This window comes from Campylobacter sp. CFSAN093238 (genome assembly GCF_012898015.1).
Taxonomy (GTDB): domain Bacteria; phylum Campylobacterota; class Campylobacteria; order Campylobacterales; family Campylobacteraceae; genus Campylobacter_D; species Campylobacter_D jejuni.
Genome location: NZ_CP040611.1, coordinates 1,725,528 through 1,745,502, shown reverse-complemented (window position 1 = coordinate 1,745,502; position 19,975 = coordinate 1,725,528). Strand labels below are relative to the sequence as shown.

The following is a 19,975-nucleotide window of genomic DNA, read 5'->3' as shown; positions in this document are numbered from 1 at the left end:
AATCTCTCTTTAAATTTTGCATAATGTATAAATTTTATCTTAAATTTTATAAAAAAAGGTTAAAATCCGCTTTTGTATTTTATTTTTCAAAAGGTATGAATTTGAAAATTTTAGGTATAGATCCAGGTTCGAGAAATTGTGGTTATGCTATCATAGAAGCTGACAAAGGAAAAAACATTCTCATAGAAGCAGGACTTATAAAGATAAAGCCAAGTACCTTACAGTATCAAATCACAGAGCTTTGCGAGGGTTTGGACTTGATTTTTAAAAATCATTCTTTTGATGAGGTGGCTATAGAAGATATCTTTTTTGCTTACAATCCAAAAACCGTTTTAAAACTCGCACAATTTCGCGGAGCCCTATCTTTAAAAATTCTTCAAATTCATGGAGATTTTGCAGAATACACTCCCTTACAAGTAAAAAAAGCCGTTACAGGAAAAGCCAAAGCAACTAAAGAACAAGTTGCTTTTATGGTAAAAAGGCTTTTAAGACTTAGTAAAGATATCAAGCCTTTGGATATCACAGATGCTATTGCAGTAGCTTTAACCCATGCAGCAAATTTAAGAGTTAGGGTGTGATTTTAGTAATTTTTATTACACAAAAGCCCAAAGCTTCATAAACTCCCAAAATACCTTTAAATTTTTTCTATAAATTTTTAAAAAATTCATAAAAAATTTCAAAAGTTGGAACAGAACTTGCTTGTAAACTTCACATAAACGCAAAAGTTTTTTAAAGCCAAAGCGTTAAATTTTTTAAAGCAATATTTTATAAAGGATTTAAGATGATGAGATCACTTTGGTCTGGCGTAAGCGGACTACAAGCACATCAAGTTGCGATGGATGTTGAAGGTAATAACATTTCAAATGTTAATACCACTGGTTTTAAATACTCTCGTGCAGATTTTGGAACCATGTTTAGCCAAACTGTGAAAATCGCTACAGCTCCAACTGATGGAAGAGGTGGATCTAATCCACTTCAAATCGGTCTTGGCGTTTCAGTAAGTTCTACAACTAGAATTCATTCTCAAGGTTCAGTTCAAACCACAGATAAAAACACTGACGTTGCTATAAATGGTGATGGTTTTTTTATGGTTAGTGATGATGGTGGTCTTACAAACTATCTTACAAGGAGCGGGGATTTTAAACTCGATGCTTATGGAAATTTTGTTAATAATGCAGGTTTTGTTGTCCAAGGGTGGAATATCAACTGGGATACTCAAAGTATAGATAGCTCAAGAACTCCGCAAAATATTTTTATCGATCCAGGTATGCATATCCCTGCAGCACAATCCACAGAAGTAGCCATCAAAGCGAATTTAAATAGTGGTTTAAATATAGGAACAGCAAGTCGTCCTTTGTATTCTCTTGATTCTGTGCATGGTTTTAATCAAAAAACAGGTGAAACTAAAGATGAAAATGATACAGGAACCACTCAGTTTTATACGACTTCTAAAAATGCTGTAGAAGTGACGGAAAAGGGTGTGGATGCAGGATCACTTTTTAATGCTAATGGACAGGGTTTAAATTTAAGAGATGGACAAGGGATTTGGGTATCTTATGCGGATGCTAAATATTCTACGAATCAACTTGGATTCAATGCTTTTGATCCAAATTTACATCAAAATCAAACCGCTGCTTTTTGGGGCAATGGTAATCAAAAGACAAGATTAGATATAGTGATTAATGGAGTTGTTATTCAAAATGATACTATAGGTAGTATAGATGAGGCTATCGCTTATATCAATACCTTTACCGCACCAACGGATGCAAGACAGGGAACAGGAGTAAGAGCGGTTAAAAATGCAGATGGCTCGGGTATAGATTTTGTCAATGATAATGCCGATGGTACTACAGATAATATGAAAAATATCAATCTTGTAGTTAATGCTAACAATACAGCAGGTGAAGCTTGGACAGCTACTTGGAATGCTGCAACAAATACATTCAATCAATATACTCAAATACAACAAAATAATGCTTCTTTATGGACAGCTACAGGTGGTCAAGCTGGAACACAAAATAATTTAACAGGTGGTAGAAGTGCTCAAATAATAACAGCGCATAAATATATCTATAGTTCTTCGCCTCAAACTCTTCCTCCTATGTATAATCCCGATGGAGGTTTTAATTATATTCCAGGTACAAATGCACAACCTCCTGCTTGGAATGGTACAGATGCTGCTACTATAGGTTCGCAAAATTATTATAATGCAGTAATGAATGGTTCTTTATTAAATACCAATATAAGGACTTTTCACACTACCGAAGATTTAAGAGAGCTTTTACAAAGAGATGCTAGATATGGGGTTGATTATGATGGAAGTGGAAAATTTGCTGCAGCAGATGTCAATGAAAATGTTAAAGTTGTAGTAAATTCTTCAGGAGCTTTTTCTCTTACAAATGTTAATAAAACTTCAAATAGTCCAACACTTACTGCTCCAGGTGGTCAAGGACCATTGAATTTTGGCCCTCATAATATGAATTTCAATATCACTGCTTATACAGATGAAAGAGGAACAGTAAGCACTAATGATGCTTTTACTAAAATCTTTAAAGGACTTGATGGTTCTTTCCCTGCAGGCAATCAGGTTAAGCAAAGTGAACTTCTAAAACTTTCTGCTTTTTCAGCAGGACTTGAAATTTATGATTCTTTAGGTTCAAAACATACTTTAGAAGTGCAGTTTGTTAAGCAAAGTACCACTCAAGATGGGGGTAATGAATGGCAAATGATCATCCGTGTGCCTGAACCTGCTGAGATTAACACTACAGGCGAAGGACCAAACAATATCATCGTAGGAACAGCAAGATTTAACAATGATGGATCTTTGTCAAATTATAATCCAAGAACGATAAATTTTTCACCCAATAACGGTGCCGCACCAAATCAACAAATCAAACTTTCCTTTGGAACAAGTGGAAGCAATGACGGCCTTGTAAGCTCAAATTCTGCTTCAACTCTAACAGGACAGGCAACCGATGGTTATACTTCAGGTAACTTAAAACCTGATGCTATCCGTGTGGATGACAAAGGTAATATCTTAGGCGAATTTACCAATGGTAAAACCTTCGCTGTGGCAAAAATGGCGATGGCTTCAGTAGCAAATAACTCAGGTCTTGAGGAAATTGGTGGAAATCTTTTCAAAGTCACTGCAAATAGTGGGGCTATAGTAGTAGGTGAAGCAGGAACAGGAGGTCGTGGTGAGATGAAAACCTCAGCTCTTGAAATGTCAAATGTGGATTTAAGTCGTTCTTTAACAGAACTTATCATCATTCAAAGAGGTTATCAAGCAAATTCAAAAACCATTTCAACGAGTGATCAAATGCTTCAAACTCTAATACAGCTTAAACAATAATTTAAGCTTAGTATTCTATAAAATATTGTTTTTTGCTCCCTTTAAGGGAGCAAGCCTTGCTTTACAAGCCTATCTTGGTAGTCTTGTAATACTAGGCTTAGGCTTGAACTGCCTTCAATTTATTGCTAACTCACTCTTGCTAGGGGGTGAGTTGCAATAAAATTTTAAGCAATGTGATATAAATTTTTTAAAATTTAATTTTTAATTTTATTTTTTAAAGATAGAATAATCAATAATTTTTTAGAAAGGAGAAAAAATGTCTTATATTAGTTTTAACTTAATGCTTTCTTCTTTCTGTATGCGTGCTTGGCACGCTTAATCTACTCGTATATACTCATATTCTATAAATTTACATTTCCAAACAATCTAGTTTAAAGTTGATAAAAGGCTTTTTAGTATTTTTTTAATTAACAAAAAAGGATAAAAAATGAATTTTAATAAAGAAACTTTAGCATTACACGGAGCTTATAATTTTGACACTCAAAGAAGTATTAGTGTGCCTATATATCAAAATACTGCGTATAATTTTGAAAATTTAGATCAGGCTGCAGCGAGGTTTAATCTTCAAGAACTTGGCAATATTTACTCAAGGATAGGCAATCCTACAAGCGATGTTTTAGGACAAAGGCTTGCTAATGTTGAGGGCGGGGCTTTTGGAATTCCTGTTTCTAGCGGTATGGCAGCTTGTTTTTATGCCCTTGTGAATTTAGCAAGCTCGGGAGATAATGTCGCGTATTCAAATAAAATTTATGGTGGAACTCAAACTTTAATTTCTCACACACTTAAAAATTTTGGTATAGAAGCTAGGGAATTTGATATCGATGATTTAGATAGCTTGGAAAAAGTTATAGATCAAAACACAAAAGCGATTTTTTTCGAAAGTCTTTCAAATCCTCAAATTGCCATAGCTGATATAGAAAAAATAACCCAAATAGCAAAAAAACATAAAATCGTTAGCATTTGTGACAATACCGTTGCTACTCCTTTCTTACTCCAACCTTTTAAACATGGCGTGGATGTAATCGTGCATAGTTTAAGTAAATATGTAAGTGGTCAAGGCAGTGCCTTAGGCGGAGCACTTATAGAAAGAAAAGATTTAAACGACTTGCTTAAAAATAACGATAGATATAAAGCTTTTAACACTCCTGATCCAAGTTATCATGGACTGAATTTAAATACACTTGATTTGCCGATTTTTAGTATTAGAGTCATCATCACTTGGCTTAGAGATCTAGGAGCTAGCTTAGCACCTCAAAATGCTTGGTTACTTTTACAAGGACTTGAAACCTTGGCAGTGCGTATAGAAAAACACAGTCAAAATGCTGAAAAAGTTGCGAATTTTTTAAATTCTCATCCTGATATCAAGGGCGTAAATTATCCTACTTTAGCAAGTAATGCTTATCATAATTTATTTAAAAAATATTTTGATAAAAATTTTGCTAGCGGGCTTTTAAGCTTTGAAGCTAAAGATTATGAGCATGCTAGAAGAATTTGTGATAAAACTCAACTTTTCTTACTTGCTGCAAATTTGGGTGATAGCAAGTCTTTGATCATCCATCCTGCTTCTACTACTCATTCGCAACTAAGCGAAGAAGAACTCCAAAAAGCAGGCATTACGAAAGCTACTATACGCTTAAGCATAGGACTTGAAAATAGCGATGATTTGATAGCGGATTTAAAACAAGCTATAGAAAGTTAAAAGTGTGTTTGCATTGAGTGGAATGAGATAAAAATTCCACCATGCTTTATCATAAATAAGGTTTATTAAATAAAGGAGAAAAAATGCCACTGATTATTCCAGAAAATATACCCGCTTATGAGCTTTTAAAAGAGCATGCTTTTATCATGGGATTAAGGAGAGCAAAGCATCAAGATATCAGGCCGCAAGAAATTTTGATTGTCAATCTTATGCCAAAAAAAATTGAAACAGAAAATCAAATTCTAAGCTTACTTGCAAATTCTCCTTTACAAGTAAATATCACACTTTTAGCCACGACTAGCTATGTGGGTAAAAATACTCCTTTTACTCATTTGGAAAAATTTTACAAGGGTCTTGAAGAGGTTAAAAAACATAAATTTGATGGTGCTATCGTTACGGGAGCTCCTGTGGAACAAATGGATTTTGAAAAGGTTGCTTACTGGGAAGAATTGCTAGAAATTTTTGATTTTTTAAAGCAAAATGTAACAAGTTCTATGTATATTTGTTGGGGTGCCATGGCTGCTTTAAAATACTTTTATGGTGTGGATAAAATCTCTTTAGATAAGAAAATTTTTGGAGTCTATAAGCATGATAAAGTTTCGCCTGATCTGCTTTTAACAAATTTAGATGAAAAGGTTTTAATGCCTCATTCAAGACATTCTAGCATGGATGAAGAGCAAATTTTAGCACTACAAAAACAAGGGAAATTAAAAATTTTGCTTAGAAATAAAAAAATCGGTTCGGCTTTATTAAGAGATGAAAAGAATATTTTTATTTTAGGGCATTTGGAATATTTTAAAGAGACTTTACATCAAGAATATGTAAGAGATAATTTCATACAAAAAGCTAAAAATTATTATGATAAAAAGGGCAATATAAAATACAATTGGCGTTCAAATGCAAATACCATTTTTGCAAATTGGCTCAATTATGATGTGTATCAAAGCACACCTTTTGTGCTTTGATGATTTAAACTCTTGTAGTAGGTGTATCGTGATATACGCTTACTGCACCTTTGATATCGCTTAAAATCGCGCAAGCTGCTTCATTGGCACTTCCCATCGCGCAAGCTACCATAGTCGTAACACCTGAAGCAAGTCCTGCTGCGTAAATTCCTTCTTTGATAATCTGTCTCCCGTGATGTTTGAAGCAAAATTTGTTTGGTTTTGGTATAAGCTCATGCGGTATTACAAAATCTTCAAGTTCTTTGATATCGCTTTTGTTTGCCCCTGTTGCTACGATGATATAATCTGCTTTTATACCCAAGCCTTGCTCATCATTAACAGTAAAATCTCCTTTTTCTCCGCTTATGCTTACTACTTTTGAATCGATGTATTTTACTTCGAGCATAGAAGCAATTTGTGCTTTTATGTGAGTGTAAATTTCATCTGCTTTTGCACCTTTTGGGAAAAAAGGAACATTGTAAATTGCTGCTGCTTTTAAATCTGCTTTACCCTCATCAAAAACAGTGATATCAAAGTCAAGTTCTTCATTTTTAGCTGAAGCGAAAAATAAAGCCGCGCTAAGTCCTGCGATGCTACCGCCTATAATTGCAATTGATTTTCTCATTTTTTTCCTTTTGAAAGATTTGCCTTATTCTAGTATAAAAAGCTTTATTTAATATAATATTTGTCTTTTTTATGCAATTTGCTAAAAATGTTTATTTTTCAATTGCTCTAAAAGTAATTTTTTATATAATTTTCTAAAAATTTTCAATAAGGAAAGCTCATGCGTTATGGTGAAAAAGAAATTAAAGAATTTGATGTAGAAAATATGGAAATTTGGCCAAATGATGCTAAAAATGACTATATCATTAAAATCACCTTGCCTGAATTTATGTGTTGTTGTCCGCGTTCAGGTTATCCTGATTTTGCAACGATTTATCTTGAGTATATGCCTGATAAATTTGTGGTTGAGCTTAAAGCGATAAAACTTTATATCAATACTTTTATGTATAGAAATGTTTCACATGAAGCAAGTATCAATGAAATTTATAATACTTTAAAAGATAAATTAAAACCAAAATGGATTAAAGTTGTTGGGGATTTTAACCCGCGTGGAAATGTACATACGGTGATAGAATGTCGTAGCGATATGGTAGTGCCAAAGTAATATTTAAGTAAAATATTAACATATTTTTATGTAAAGATTAAGTATTTTATAAAAAATTCTTATTTAATCTTTGAAGAATATATAATATAAAAAGATCTAAATTTTTTAGATCGAATTTTATTATAAGGAGTTAGGTTATGAATAAAAAATTATTAAGCATTATCGCAAGTGCTACTTTGTCTTCAAATTTGGCTTTAGCAGATGAGAATTTTGGTTTTTTTATAGGTGCTGATGCAGCTTGGATGCATGCTCAAGTAAAAAGTGAGTTAAAACATAAGAATACAAAGCAAAATTTTAATGGAGATATTTCAGGTAATATACCATCGTTTGGTCTAAAACTTGGATATCGTCTAAATGAAAATCATAGAATTTATGCTGGTTATAATTATTCTGATGAATTTAGTGATTTTATCAAAACTCCTAAAATTCAAATCGAAGGTGATTTTACTACACATAAATTTTTAACAGGTTATGATTTTACTCCTAAGCTTTTTGAAAAAACCAGAGCTGTTTTAGGTGTGTATGGAGGATATGCAAGAACAGATCTTACCTTAAAAACAAGCTTTTTATCTTTGTCGCAAAATTTTGACGGTTATTTTTATGGAGCGAAAATAGGTGCTTTATATGATTTGACACCACATAATGAAATAGAATTAGGCTTTAAAGCAGAGCAAATTCATTATAATTCTAGAAATTTTTATCAAAATAAAGTGGGTTCAAACTTTTACGATCCTAAACAAACAAATTATGGTGTATATTTAGGATATAATTATAAATTTTAATCTAATGCAAGTTTTTATAACTTGCATTAATGAAATCAACCTCCACCGATAAAGTATTTTTCAACATCATCAAGTAGTTTTTCACAAATTTGAGAATCTGTATTTTTTTCTACTACAAGATTGATATAAGTTTTAGTATCTCTGAAACTTCCTGCTGATTTTGAATTTTCACGAGTGAGTTTTTGATTCTCTTTAGTATATTCTATAGTGATGTTAAATTTTAGAGCAGCACTTGCTTCACCTAAATTCGTTTTTACTACCACATTCATTTTAGAAGCTTTAGCAAGTGTAGCTTGGGTTTTGTTTATGATCTCTTTAAAGCGTTGGCAAGATCGTATAAGTGTAGCGATAAATTTGTTATCAAGTCCTTCATAAGCTACTTTGAGTTTATTTTTGATATCTTTTGTACTTTCTTTTTCAGGGGCAACAAAAACCATATAAAAACCATTTTTTATAGTCACATTGTCTGTTTTTACATCGCGTCCACTTGACATAACTTTAACATAAATGGCATTATCAAGATAAACACGATCTACCATAGGCCCATAAATTTCGTATTCTTTTTTTCGGACTATGACTTCACGAGCTAGGACATTTAATTTCACATTGGCTTCGTGGATAACAGGTTCCATTTCTTTTTTAATCTCTAAGAGTTCTTTTAACATCAACTTCCTTTTTGTTACTTAAAATTACAATTATATCAATAATTTTCTTAATTTAAGAATTTTACAAACACATTTACTAAAAATATGATACATTAAGTATTAATTTTAACAAAGGAGGAAAAGATGAAACAAATTTTTGAAATTTCAAATTCAGTCCAACAAAAAAGTAAAGACAATACTTTTAATCTGCTACTGCAACTCTCACTCTAAAACTCAATTTTATTTTTAATCATTTTTTACATTTTTAATTTTTTATCATTGTTGTTAAGTTTTTGAATTTTTAATTCATTCAGTCTGTTTGGTTTTAAAGGATTAAATCATGAAAGATAATAAAATCATAATCTTTGATACCACTTTGCGTGATGGAGAACAAGCTTTAGGCAGTTCTTTGGGTATCAATCAAAAATTACAAATCGCTTTAGCGCTTGAAAATTTAGGCGTAGACGTTATAGAAGCAGGTTTTCCGGTATCTTCACAAGGGGATTTTAAAGCGGTGCAAAAGATCGCTTCTAAGGTGAAAAACTCAACTATTTGTGCACTTTCTAGAGCATTGGATAAAGATATAGATATGGCTTATGAAGCTTTAAAAGTGGCAAAGCATTTTAGAATTCATACTTTTATAGCCACTTCGACTTTGCATATGCAAGATAAATTAAAAAAAGATTTTGATGAAATTTTGTCTATGGCAAAAAGAGCGATTATAAGAGCAAGATCTTATACTGATGATGTAGAATTCTCATGCGAAGATGCAGGAAGAACTCCGATAGATAACCTTTGTTTTATGGTGGAAAATGCGATAAAAGCAGGCGCTAAAACTATAAATATCCCAGATACAGTAGGCTATACCTTGCCAAGTGAATTTGCTAATATCATCAAAATTTTATTTAACAAAGTGCCAAATATAGACAAAGCTATCATTTCTGTGCATTGTCACAATGACTTAGGTGTGGCAACGGGCAATAGCTTAAGTGCTATTTTACAAGGTGCAAGACAGATAGAGTGCACTATAAATGGACTTGGCGAAAGGGCGGGCAATTGTGCTTTAGAAGAAGTGGTTATGGCGATAAAAACTAGGAAAGATTATTTAAAAGGTTTTTATACTGATATTAAATGTGAAAATATCTTTAAAACTTCAAAATTAGTTTCAGCTATCACTAATGAAAGCATACCTTCGCATAAAGCTATAGTGGGTAGCAATGCGTTTTCTCATAGTTCAGGCATTCATCAAGATGGAGTGCTTAAAAATAGGCAAACTTACGAGATCATAAGCCCTAGTGCCATAGGAATTCATGAAAATCGTATGTTAATGACGGCAAGAAGTGGAAGGGCTATGATAAAAACTTGCCTTGAAAATTTAGGCTATGATGAAAATACTTATAATTTAGATGATGTTTATGAGCGTTTTTTACGCCTTGCGGATAAAAAGGGTCAAGTATATGATTATGATTTGGAAGCTTTGATGTTTTTAAGCTATGAAAATGAAGAAGAAAATGAATTTGTGATTGAAAAATTAAGCGTGATTAGTGGCAATATCCCAACCGCTTGTGTTTGTATGCGTATCAAAGAAGAGCTAAAAACTGAAGCTTGCACAGGAAATGGTCCTGTTGAAGCAGTTTTTAACTGCATTGCTAGGATAACAAATTTAAAGCCTGTGTTAAAAGCTTATAGTATCAATGCAAAAAGTTCAGGAGTAGATGCTCAAGGGCAAGTGGATGTGGATTTGGAATTTAAAGGGAGAAAATTCCATGGAAAAGGACTTTCAACAGATGTTATAGAAGCTTCAGCACAAGCTTTTGTGAGTGCTTACAATGCGATTTATCGCTCTTTAAAAGTAGAAGAAAGGAAAATGTGGCATGAAAACTTATAAAGTAGCTGTCTTAGCAGGAGATGGTATAGGGCCTTTGGTAATGAAAGAGGCTTTAAAAATTTTAACTTTTATCGCGCAAAAATACAATTTTAGTTTTGAATTTAATGAAGCTAAAATAGGCGGTGCAAGTATAGATGCTTATGGAGTGGCTTTAAGTGATGAAACTTTAAAGCTTTGTGAGCAAAGTGATGCGATTTTATTTGGCTCTGTGGGTGGGCCTAAGTGGGATAATTTGCCCATAGATCAAAGACCTGAAAGAGCCTCGCTTTTGCCTTTAAGAAAGCATTTTAATTTGTTTGCAAATTTGCGTCCTTGTAAAATTTATGAAAGTTTAACTCATGCTTCACCTTTAAAAAATGAGATTATCCAAAAAGGAGTGGATATTTTATGTGTTAGAGAGCTTACAGGTGGGATTTATTTTGGCAAGCAAGATTTAGGCAAGGAAAGTGCGTATGATACTGAAATTTACACTAAAAAAGAGATAGAAAGGATAGCCCATATCGCTTTTGAAAGTGCAAGAATAAGAAAGAAAAAAGTGCATTTAATCGACAAGGCGAATGTTTTAGCAAGTTCTATTTTGTGGCGAGAAGTGGTGGCAAATGTTGCAAAAGATTATCAAGATATAAACTTAGAGTACATGTATGTGGATAATGCTGCGATGCAGATTGTAAAAAATCCTAGCATTTTTGATGTTATGCTTTGTTCAAATCTTTTTGGTGATATTTTGAGCGATGAGTTAGCTGCCATTAATGGATCTTTGGGTTTGTTAAGTTCAGCAAGTTTAAACGATAAAGGTTTTGGACTTTATGAGCCAGCAGGTGGAAGTGCACCTGATATAGCTCATTTAAATATAGCTAATCCCATAGCTCAAATTTTAAGTGCGGCTTTGATGTTAAAGTATAGTTTCAAAGAAGAACAAGCCGCACAGGATATAGAAAATGCTATATCTTTGGCATTGGCACAAGGAAAAATGACTAAGGATTTAAATGCTAAGTCGTATTTAAATACCGATGAAATGGGGGATTGTATTTTAGAAATTTTAAAGGAGAATAATAATGGCTAAAACTTTATATGAGAAAGTCTTTGATGCTCATGTGGTTTATGAAGGCAAAAACGAACTTCCTATACTTTATATCGATAGACATTTAATCCATGAAGTAACAAGCCCTCAAGCATTTTCAGGGCTTAAAATGGCTAAGCGTAGAATGGCAAGAGCGGATTTAACTTTGGCTACCATAGATCATGATGTTTCAACTAAAAGTGTGGATTTAAATGCTTGTTCTGATATGGCAAAAGAGCAAATTACAACTTTGATGCAAAATACTAAGGAATTTGGAGTAAGGCTTTTAGGACTTGGAGATAAAAATCAAGGCATAGTTCATATAGTAGGTCCTGAGCTTGGCTTTACTTTACCTGGGGTTACTTTAGTTTGTGGGGATTCTCATACGGCAACACATGGGGCTTTTGGAGCTTTAGCCTTTGGTATAGGCACGAGTGAAGTAGAGCATGTCATGGCAACGCAAACTTTAAAACAAGCCAAACTTAAAACTATGAAAATCGAATGTAAAGGGCAGTTTCAAAAAGGCGTTTATGCTAAGGATTTGATTTTGTATTTGATCGCACAATACGGCACAGCAAAAGGCACAGGTTATGCTATAGAATTTTGTGGAGAACTTATAAAAAATTTAAGCATGGAAGCTAGAATGACTCTTTGTAATATGGCTATAGAATTTGGAGCTAAAGTAGGTATGATAGCTCCTGATGAGATCACTTTTGAGTATATTAAGGGAAAGGAATTTGCACCTAAAGGAGAAGAATTTCAAAAGTATTGCGAGTATTGGAAGAGTTTAAGAAGCGATGAAGGAGCAAAATATGATGAGAGTATTACTCTAGATGTAAGCAAGATAAAACCACAAATTAGCTATGGAACAAATCCTTCGCAAGTGATTGGTATAGATGAAAAAATTCCAAAAATAAGTGATTTTAAAAATCAAAGTGAGCAAAAATCTTTGCTTGATGCTTTATCTTATGTAAATTTAGAGCAAGATCAAGTTATAGAAGGGGTAAAAATCGACATTGTATTTATAGGATCTTGCACAAATGGGCGTTTAGAAGATCTTAAAATAGCCGCTGATATCTTAAAAGGGCGCAAAATTCATAAAAATGTTAAAGCTTTAATCGTGCCTGGTTCAATGCAAGTAAGAAAAGAAGCTGAAAATTTAGGACTCGATAAGATTTTTATCGAGGCAGGGTGTGAGTGGAGATATGCAGGGTGTTCTATGTGTCTTGGTATGAATGATGACAAAGCAAATTCAGGTCAAAGAGTTGCTTCAACTTCAAATCGTAACTTTGTAGGCAGACAAGGTAAAGGTTCTATCACTCATTTGATGAGTCCTGCAAGTGCGGCAGCTTGTGCCATAGAAGGTGTTATTTGTGATAATAGAAAGTATTTAGGAGTTTAATATGCAAAAATTTATTATACATAAAGGTATAGCTTGTCCTTTAGAATATGCCAATATAGACACAGATCAAATTATACCTAAGCAATTTTTACTTGCAGTGTCTAAGCAAGGTTTTGGCAAGCATTTGTTCCATGATTTGCGTTATTTAGATGATAAAGAAAGTGTTTTAAATATGGATTTTAATCTCAATAAAAAAGAATATCAAAATAGCTCTATTTTGGTGAGTTTTGAAAATTTTGGTAGTGGCTCTTCAAGAGAGCATGCGCCTTGGGCTTTGGTTGATTATGGTATTAGAGCTATTATCGCACCTTCTTTTGCGGATATTTTTAAAAACAATGCCTTAGGAAACGGTTTGCTCACTATAGAACTTGCTAAAGATGAGGTTTTGGAAATAGTTGATGAGTTAAAAAAATCCCAAGATAAAAATATAGAAATTTCTTTGTTGGAAAAAAGAGTATTTTTTAAAGATAAGATTTTTTCTTTTGATTTAGATGATTTTCACAGAATTTGTCTTTTGGAAGGGCTTGATAATATAGCTTTAACTTTAAAACATGAAGCACAAATCAAAGCCTATGAAAAAAACTCAAAAAGCTTTTTGGTTTAGAATTTTTTCATAAGCTAAAAAAGGATCTTGGTAATTAGGTATGTCAAAGTTTCCACAAAAATTAAAATCAAGCTTTTTAAAAAGCGAATTCATAGGAAAATTTTTACTATGAGTATCTGCTCTTAAACTTACCTTGTGATTTTCCAAGGCAAAATTTTCGCAAAAATTTAAAAGTTTTTGTGCTACGCCTTTGCCTTTTGCATTTTGTTTGACAGCTAAACGGTGTAGATAAAAGGCTTTATCATCATAATTTTTGTTAAAAATAACTTGTTTGTAAAATTCAGGTTCAAATTTTTCATTGATACAGATAAAGCCTAAAATTTCATCATTTTCTTTAAACACATAAAGTTCTTGTGCTTGTATATCTTCTTGAAAAACTATTTCATTGGGATAATTCTCATCCCATTGGTGAAAATTCATAGTTTTCATAGCATTTAAAGCATCTTTTGTGATTTCAAGTATAGAATTTAAATCTTTATGGATGGCTTTTTGTATGATAGTGTTTTGCATGATAATCCTTTGTATAAGGAAGGGTGATGGTGGCTCCGATTGGACTTGAACCAACGGCCACTACCATGTCAAGGTAGTGCTCTACCAGCTGAGCTACGGAACCATATGGTGGAGCATAGCGGGTTCGAACCGCTGACCCCAACGCTGCCAGCGTTGTGCTCTCCCAGCTGAGCTAATGCCCCAAATGAAGTTTGTATTATAACTTAGTTTGCCTTAAAGTTTATTTGATGGCAGACAGGAAGGGATTCGAACCCTCGAAAGCTTGCACTTTACACGCGTTCCAGGCGTGCTCCTTCAACCGCTCGGACACCTGTCTATGAAATAAAGCGTTCATTATATCTATAAAAGCTTTAAAAATAAAGAAATTTTTTAAATATTGAAAATAAAATTATTTTTTTAAAAATCAGAAAATTTTTAGTAAAAAGTAGTATAATTATATTTTTATTTTTAGTCAGGGTAGCTCAGCTGGTTAGAGCGCTGGTCTCATAAGCCGGAGGTCGGGAGTTCAAGTCTCCCCCTTGACACCATTAAGTGTAATAATTATTTTTTTTCTTTTGTTACTACAAAAACAATTCCACCAAAACCTATAATTACAACAGTTGTTATAAAAATGATTTCGAAAATATCTAGCATTGTCATTGTTCTTTTGCCCTTTCTTTAAGCTGTCCACAAGCAGCTGAGATATCAAGTCCTTTACTTTCTCTTATAGTACAAGTTACACCTTTATTACTTAGTAAATCTTGGAATTTAATCGCATTTTCTAAACTAGGGCGTTTATATAAACTTCCTTCATGTGGATTAAAGAGTATTAAATTCACTTTAGCTTTAATGCCATTTAAAAGCTTGACTAATTCTTTAGCGTGTTCAAGCTTATCATTGATACCATCAATTAAAAGATATTCAAACATTACCCTTTTTCTTTGATCTATAGGAAATTCACGCACCGCATCCATAATCGCAGCGATATTATAAGCTTTATTGATAGGCATAAGTTCGGTTCGAAGCTCATCATTAACCGCATGCAATGATATAGCAAGTAAAACACCTAAATTCATTTGACCTAATTCTTTGATTTGTTTTGCCAAACCGCTAGTACTGATGGTTTGACGGCGAGGACTTATAGCAAGTCCCTCATTTTGCGCTAAAATTTTTACCGCTTTAGAAACATTTTTAAGATTATCCAAAGGCTCGCCCATACCCATATATACTATATTTACACGGCGTTCATAAGGGATATTGTTTTGTTTTTTGATCCATAAAATTTGTCCGACTATCTCACCTGCACTTAAATTTCTTTTCAAACCACCCTTGGCAGTAAGACAAAAACTACATCCACTTTTACAACCTACTTGAGAAGAAACACAGATAGTATATCTCGCATGAGAAATTCTTTTGCCTTCTGCGTCTATTTTTTCTTCTTTCATAGGCAAAAGCACACTTTCTATCCTTAAACCATCAACGAGTTCAAAAAGATATTTTATACTTCCATCTTTACTTTGCTCATTTTTAACACATTTTACAGGAGAGAAATGAAAATTTTGCGCAAGTTCTAAACGTAGATCTTTTGGTAAATTTGACATATCGGAAAAATTATTGGCGTATTTTTGATAAATCCATTGATAAATTTGTTTCACGCGAAACATCGGTTTGATTTTTTCTCCTAATTCTTCAGGTAAAAAATCTAAAATATTAACAAGCTCTTTCAAAATTATTTTCCTTTTTTGAATTTTTAAATATAATGATATTTTTTTAAGTATTCTTCTAATTTTTCTTTTGCCTTTTGATGATTTTTTATAAAATCTTCGTGAGCGTTTTCATTGCAAAAATTTGTTGCACACAAAATACACTCTGCATCAATATTTAAATTTTTAGCTACGCTCAAAACAGAAAAGGCTTCCATATTTTCTGCAAAAAAACCTAATTTTGAAAATTCTTTTGCTGCTTTTGAATTTTGACAAATATAATTTGAAGAATTGATTTTTATTGTTTCACGAGAAACATTTTCTTTTTCTAAGCAAATTTCATATTTTGCAGGAGTATAAAATGCATGTGAAATTTTAGAAAATTCTACATTAAAAGCGTGCGAACTTCTATAAATTTCTAAAATCTCTCCCTTATCATAAAGCCCACAAGTTCCTATAAATATAAGTTTTGATGGTTTTTCTTTGAAGTAAAGTTGACTCAAATGAAAAGCTGACTCAACCAAACCTATGCCTATGGCTTTTGCAAAAGAAAAATTTTCATTTCCACCCGCACAAACAATCATTTTGATCCTTATGAAATTTTACAAAAATAATTCTACCTAAAAAGACTTAATTAAGAATTTTTAGATAAAATTATTTCTTATGGTTAAAGCAAAAAAACAATACGGACAAAATTTTTTAATCGATAAAAGCGTATTAGCAAAAATCATCCAAGCCATACCCAAAGAGATGAACAATATCATTGAGATTGGGCCTGGCTTAGGTGATTTAACGCAAGAACTTTTAAAAATTTCTCAAGTAAAAGCTTATGAAATCGATAATGATCTCATACCTATTTTAAAAAAGAAATTTCAAAAAGAACTTGAATGTGGAAAATTTAACTTGATCCATCAAGACGCAAGCGAAGCTTTTAATCCTAGTCTTGATGAAAAACCATATTTTTTGGTTGCAAATTTGCCTTATTATGTTGCAAGTCACATTATATTAAAAGCTTTAGAAGATAAAAATTGTCTAGGGCTTATTGTAATGGTACAAAGGGAAATGGCTGAAAAATTCTGCGCTAAAGAAGGAAATAGTGAGTTTTCTTCCTTAGGTGTTTTAAGTGCAATGATTTGCGAAAGAAAAATACTTTTTGATGTTGATCCACAATGTTTTAATCCTCCACCAAAAGTTATGTCAGCGGTGATGAGTTTGATTAAAACTAAGGATTTTGATGAACTTTGCGAAATAGAAAATTTCAAAAATTTTCTAAAAGATTGTTTTAAAGCTCCTAGAAAACAACTCTTAGGAAATTTAAAAACATATAAAGCAAAAGTTTTAGAAGTTTTAAGCACTCTTGGCTTAAAAGAAAACATCAGACCACATGAAATTTGCGTTGATTTATACCTTAAAATTTATGACAAATTAAAGGATGAATATGGACGAAAACAAAGAGATAAATAAAAACGAACAAAATCCGAACTCAAATTCAAAAAACAATAAACGCTATAAATATAAAAATCGTAGAAAAAAATTAGCTGATTCTTTGCAAAATGAAAATGATACTCCAAAAATTGATCAAAATTCCAACAAGGAAAATTCTGAAAACTCAGAAAATAAAACTGAGAAAAAAAAGAAGAAAAATCGCAATCTTCCTTCAAAACTCACAGGTAATGAAGATTGGCAAATCGCTCTTGCAGAATGCATAGAAGCTAACCGTGTTTCACATGAAAACCGCTTACACCCTTTAAAATATAATAATTCTAGCGAGCATAAAATCCGCATCACTCCTTTAGGAGGTTTAGGAGAAATTGGTGGAAATATCAGTGTTTTTGAAACCAATAAAGATGCAATTATAGTAGATATAGGTATGAGTTTTCCTGATGGAACTATGCATGGGGTAGATATTATCATCCCTGATTTTGACTATGTAAGAAAAATTAAAGATAAAATTCGTGGTATAGTGATCACTCATGCACACGAAGATCATATCGGTGCAGTGCCTTATTTCTTTAAAGAATTCCAATTTCCTATCTACGCTACACCTTTGGCTTTAGGAATGATTTCAAACAAATTTGAAGAACATGGCTTAAAAGCAGAACGCAAATGGTTTCGCCCTGTAGAAAAACGCCGTGTTTATGAGATAGGCGAATTTGATATAGAGTGGATCCACATCACGCATTCTATCATTGATGCTTCAGCACTTGCGATCAAAACAAAAGCAGGAACGATTATCCACACAGGTGATTTTAAAATTGATCAAACTCCAATCGATGGCTATCCAACAGACTTAGGACGTTTGGCACATTATGGAGAAGAAGGGGTTTTATGTCTTTTAAGCGATAGTACAAATTCGTACAAAGAAGGTTATACAAAAAGTGAAAGCTCCGTAGGGCCAACTTTTGATCAAATCTTTGCACGTACCAAAGGCAGGGTGATCATGAGTACTTTTAGTTCTAATATCCACCGCGTTTATCAAGCTATCACTTATGGTTTAAAATACGGTAGAAAAGTTTGTGTGATCGGTCGTTCTATGGAAAGAAATCTTTATACCACTATGGAATTAGGCTACATCAAACTTGATAGAAAAATTTTCATCGATGCTGATGAAGTAAGCAAATATAAAGACAATGAAGTGCTTATCGTAACTACAGGAAGTCAAGGCGAAACCATGAGTGCGCTTTATAGAATGGCAACTGATGAGCATAAATTTATAAAAATCAAACCTACAGATCAAGTGATTATTTCAGCTAAAGCCATACCAGGAAATGAAGCAAGTGTTTCTGCGGTGCTTGACTATCTTTTAAAAGCAGGAGCTAAAGTAGCGTATCAAGAATTTAGTGAAATTCATGTAAGCGGACACGCTAGTATAGAAGAGCAAAAGCTTATGCTAACCCTTACTAAGCCTAAATTTTTCCTACCAGTTCATGGAGAATACAATCACATCACCAAACACAAAGAAACAGCGATGAAGTGCGGTATCCCTGAAAGAAATATTTATCTTATGAGTGATGGCGATCAAGTAGAACTTTGCCAAAAATATGTCAAACGCATAAAAACCGTAAAAACAGGTAAAGTTTTTGTAGATAATCAAATCAATAAACAAATCGCCGATGATGTAGTTATAGATCGTCAAAAACTTGCAGATAGTGGTATAGTAGTTATTATCGCACAAATTGACAAAGCTACAAAAACACTGATCAACAAACCAAGAGTATTTAGCTATGGGCTAGTAGCTGACAAACACGATCATGCTTTTAGCAAAGATATGGCTGAAGTTTTAGGACAATTTTTCATCAATGTTAAAGATGAAGTACTCAATGATCCAAGATTTTTAGAAAATCAAATCCGCCAAGTTTTAAGAAAACACATCTTTAGAAAGATTAAAAAATACCCAACCATAGTTCCAACTATTTTTGTAATGTAAAAAAGGGCAAAAACGCCCTTTTTAAGGAAGATCAAATGAGAATTAATAAATTTATATCCCATAACACCCGCTATTCACGCCGTGAAGCCGATGAACTTATCAAACAAGGCTTAGTAAAAATAAACAACAAAATTGCCCTTTTAAGCGATGAAGTTAAATTTGATGATAAAGTTTTTGTTAAAGGTAAAAGAGTACAAAAAAGAACGCAATTTAGCGTGATAATCTACCATAAACAAAAAGGTGAAATTGTCAGTAAAAAAGACGATCGTGGAAGAAAAACTATATATGATACCTTGCCAAGACAATTTAGTACTTGGCTTAGCGTAGGTAGGCTGGATTATGCAAGTGAAGGCTTACTTTTGCTTACAGATTCTCCTGTGATTGCCGATGCTTTAATGCATAGCGATTTAGAAAGAGAATACTACCTTAAAGTTAAAGGCACGGTGAGCAAACAAGTCATCGAAGCCATGCAAAATGGACTTGAGATTAAAAATGAAAAAAAAGGCGCACATGCAAAAACTAAAATTACCTCTATGAGTTTTGCTCCTTTTATAGACTTTGAAATTTTTGGATCAAGTGGAGGCTATACTAAGCTTAGAGTGGTTATAAATGAAGGTAAAAATAGAGAGCTTAGACGCTTTTTTGGACATTTTGATCTTGAAGTCATGGATCTTAAGCGTGTTGCTTTTGGGGCTTTAGATCTTGGTATGTTGAAGGCGGGAAAACATCGTTATTTAGAAAATGGCGAATATGAAAAATTAAGAGATTTTTTAAAATTTAATGAAATAAGATATTGACCATTATATACAAAAA

19 protein-coding genes and 4 tRNA genes are annotated in these 19,975 nt (G+C 32.8%); 14 read left to right on the top strand and 9 right to left on the bottom strand.

The genetic code is table 11. From position 1 onward, the window contains the following. Positions 1–95 precede the first annotated feature (95 nt). From ruvC to metA, 4 genes are all read left to right on the top strand, one after another. Positions 96–578 (top strand): crossover junction endodeoxyribonuclease RuvC, encoded by a 483-nt coding sequence (ruvC, locus tag FBF21_RS09045; RefSeq protein WP_079264929.1) that lies wholly within the window; start codon positions 96–98, stop codon positions 576–578. A 203-nt stretch (positions 579–781) separates the two neighbouring features. Next, on the top strand, positions 782–3,352 hold the full coding sequence (flgE, locus tag FBF21_RS09040) for a flagellar hook protein FlgE (protein WP_057034872.1): 2,571 nt from the start codon (positions 782–784) through the stop codon (positions 3,350–3,352). 427 nt (positions 3,353–3,779) lie between these two features. After that, positions 3,780–5,051 carry an O-acetylhomoserine aminocarboxypropyltransferase/cysteine synthase gene (locus FBF21_RS09035; protein ID WP_002874204.1) on the top strand — a complete coding sequence of 424 codons (1,272 nt, stop codon included), beginning with the start codon at positions 3,780–3,782 and terminating at the stop codon, positions 5,049–5,051. An 83-nt stretch (positions 5,052–5,134) separates the two neighbouring features. Beyond that, on the top strand, positions 5,135–6,016 hold the full coding sequence (gene metA, locus FBF21_RS09030) for a homoserine O-succinyltransferase (protein WP_002783526.1): 882 nt from the start codon (positions 5,135–5,137) through the stop codon (positions 6,014–6,016). Between the two features lie 4 nt (positions 6,017–6,020). Here metA and FBF21_RS09025 read toward each other — a convergent pair whose 3' ends face one another. Continuing rightward, positions 6,021–6,620, bottom strand: coding sequence for an NAD(P)/FAD-dependent oxidoreductase (locus FBF21_RS09025; protein ID WP_002783528.1), 600 nt, complete (start codon positions 6,618–6,620; stop codon positions 6,021–6,023). 159 nt (positions 6,621–6,779) lie between these two features. On the opposite strand from FBF21_RS09025, the gene queF reads away from it, so the two are divergent. Both queF and FBF21_RS09015 read left to right on the top strand, forming a co-directional pair. Continuing rightward, positions 6,780–7,163, top strand: a complete 384-nt coding sequence (queF, locus tag FBF21_RS09020) for a preQ(1) synthase (RefSeq protein ID WP_002834281.1) — start codon at positions 6,780–6,782, stop codon at positions 7,161–7,163. Positions 7,164–7,300: 137 nt separating this feature from the next. Further along, the gene (locus tag FBF21_RS09015) at positions 7,301–7,945 is read left to right on the top strand and encodes an outer membrane beta-barrel protein (protein ID WP_168985474.1); all 645 of its coding nucleotides are present in this window, start codon (positions 7,301–7,303) and stop codon (positions 7,943–7,945) included. Between the two features lie 35 nt (positions 7,946–7,980). On the opposite strand, the gene FBF21_RS09010 is transcribed toward FBF21_RS09015, so the two are convergent. Next, positions 7,981–8,610, bottom strand: coding sequence for a hypothetical protein (locus FBF21_RS09010; protein ID WP_002853105.1), 630 nt, complete (start codon positions 8,608–8,610; stop codon positions 7,981–7,983). A 319-nt stretch (positions 8,611–8,929) separates the two neighbouring features. Between FBF21_RS09010 and leuA the strand changes: the two genes are divergently transcribed. The 4 genes from leuA to leuD are packed head-to-tail and all read left to right on the top strand — an operon-like array spanning position 8,930 to position 13,543. Then, entirely contained in the window at positions 8,930–10,477 is a 1,548-nt protein-coding gene (leuA, locus tag FBF21_RS09005) for a 2-isopropylmalate synthase (RefSeq protein WP_002886492.1), read from the top strand. Then, positions 10,464–11,540 (top strand): 3-isopropylmalate dehydrogenase, encoded by a 1,077-nt coding sequence (gene leuB / locus FBF21_RS09000; RefSeq protein ID WP_002860139.1) that lies wholly within the window; start codon positions 10,464–10,466, stop codon positions 11,538–11,540. The genes leuA and leuB overlap by 14 nt, the downstream gene beginning before the upstream one ends. Beyond that, the gene (leuC, locus tag FBF21_RS08995) at positions 11,527–12,939 is read left to right on the top strand and encodes a 3-isopropylmalate dehydratase large subunit (RefSeq protein WP_072233177.1); all 1,413 of its coding nucleotides are present in this window, start codon (positions 11,527–11,529) and stop codon (positions 12,937–12,939) included. The genes leuB and leuC overlap by 14 nt, the downstream gene beginning before the upstream one ends. 1 nt (position 12,940) lies before the next feature. After that, positions 12,941–13,543: a 3-isopropylmalate dehydratase small subunit gene (leuD, locus tag FBF21_RS08990; RefSeq protein ID WP_002853150.1), complete on the top strand. Its 603-nt coding sequence runs from the start codon at positions 12,941–12,943 to the stop codon at positions 13,541–13,543. On the opposite strand, the gene FBF21_RS08985 is transcribed toward leuD, so the two are convergent. The 4 genes from FBF21_RS08985 to FBF21_RS08970 form a co-directional block, all read right to left on the bottom strand. Continuing rightward, positions 13,523–14,053 (bottom strand): GNAT family N-acetyltransferase, encoded by a 531-nt coding sequence (locus FBF21_RS08985; protein WP_002860137.1) that lies wholly within the window; start codon positions 14,051–14,053, stop codon positions 13,523–13,525. The genes leuD and FBF21_RS08985 overlap by 21 nt on opposite strands. Positions 14,054–14,080: 27 nt before the next feature. Then, positions 14,081–14,156 (bottom strand) — tRNA-Val (locus FBF21_RS08980). 3 nt (positions 14,157–14,159) lie between these two features. Next, positions 14,160–14,235: transfer RNA gene (locus FBF21_RS08975), tRNA-Ala, on the bottom strand. Between the two features lie 46 nt (positions 14,236–14,281). Beyond that, positions 14,282–14,369, bottom strand: a tRNA-Ser gene (locus tag FBF21_RS08970). Between the two features lie 134 nt (positions 14,370–14,503). On the opposite strand from FBF21_RS08970, the gene FBF21_RS08965 reads away from it, so the two are divergent. Continuing rightward, positions 14,504–14,580: transfer RNA gene (locus tag FBF21_RS08965), tRNA-Met, on the top strand. 13 nt (positions 14,581–14,593) lie between these two features. On the opposite strand, the gene FBF21_RS08960 is transcribed toward FBF21_RS08965, so the two are convergent. Genes FBF21_RS08960 through FBF21_RS08950 form a run of 3 tightly spaced genes read right to left on the bottom strand, consistent with a single transcriptional unit; the run spans position 14,594 to position 16,319 of the window. Beyond that, positions 14,594–14,692 carry a hypothetical protein gene (locus FBF21_RS08960; protein WP_002860136.1) on the bottom strand — a complete coding sequence of 33 codons (99 nt, stop codon included), beginning with the start codon at positions 14,690–14,692 and terminating at the stop codon, positions 14,594–14,596. Continuing rightward, positions 14,689–15,759: a 23S rRNA (adenine(2503)-C(2))-methyltransferase RlmN gene (rlmN, locus tag FBF21_RS08955; RefSeq protein WP_002859708.1), complete on the bottom strand. Its 1,071-nt coding sequence runs from the start codon at positions 15,757–15,759 to the stop codon at positions 14,689–14,691. Before rlmN ends, FBF21_RS08960 begins: the two co-directional genes overlap by 4 nt. A 23-nt stretch (positions 15,760–15,782) precedes the next feature. Then, positions 15,783–16,319, bottom strand: coding sequence for a hypothetical protein (locus tag FBF21_RS08950; protein ID WP_002860134.1), 537 nt, complete (start codon positions 16,317–16,319; stop codon positions 15,783–15,785). Positions 16,320–16,398: 79 nt separating this feature from the next. On the opposite strand from FBF21_RS08950, the gene rsmA reads away from it, so the two are divergent. Genes rsmA through FBF21_RS08935 form a run of 3 tightly spaced genes read left to right on the top strand, consistent with a single transcriptional unit; the run spans position 16,399 to position 19,959 of the window. Further along, complete coding sequence (gene rsmA / locus FBF21_RS08945) at positions 16,399–17,199, top strand: 16S rRNA (adenine(1518)-N(6)/adenine(1519)-N(6))-dimethyltransferase RsmA (protein ID WP_002860133.1); 801 nt, start codon at positions 16,399–16,401, stop codon at positions 17,197–17,199. Further along, the gene (locus FBF21_RS08940) at positions 17,168–19,162 is read left to right on the top strand and encodes a ribonuclease J (RefSeq protein WP_002860132.1); all 1,995 of its coding nucleotides are present in this window, start codon (positions 17,168–17,170) and stop codon (positions 19,160–19,162) included. The genes rsmA and FBF21_RS08940 overlap by 32 nt, the downstream gene beginning before the upstream one ends. Before the next feature lie 35 nt (positions 19,163–19,197). Beyond that, positions 19,198–19,959, top strand: a complete 762-nt coding sequence (locus FBF21_RS08935) for a pseudouridine synthase (RefSeq protein ID WP_002853086.1) — start codon at positions 19,198–19,200, stop codon at positions 19,957–19,959. Positions 19,960–19,975 lie beyond the last annotated feature (16 nt).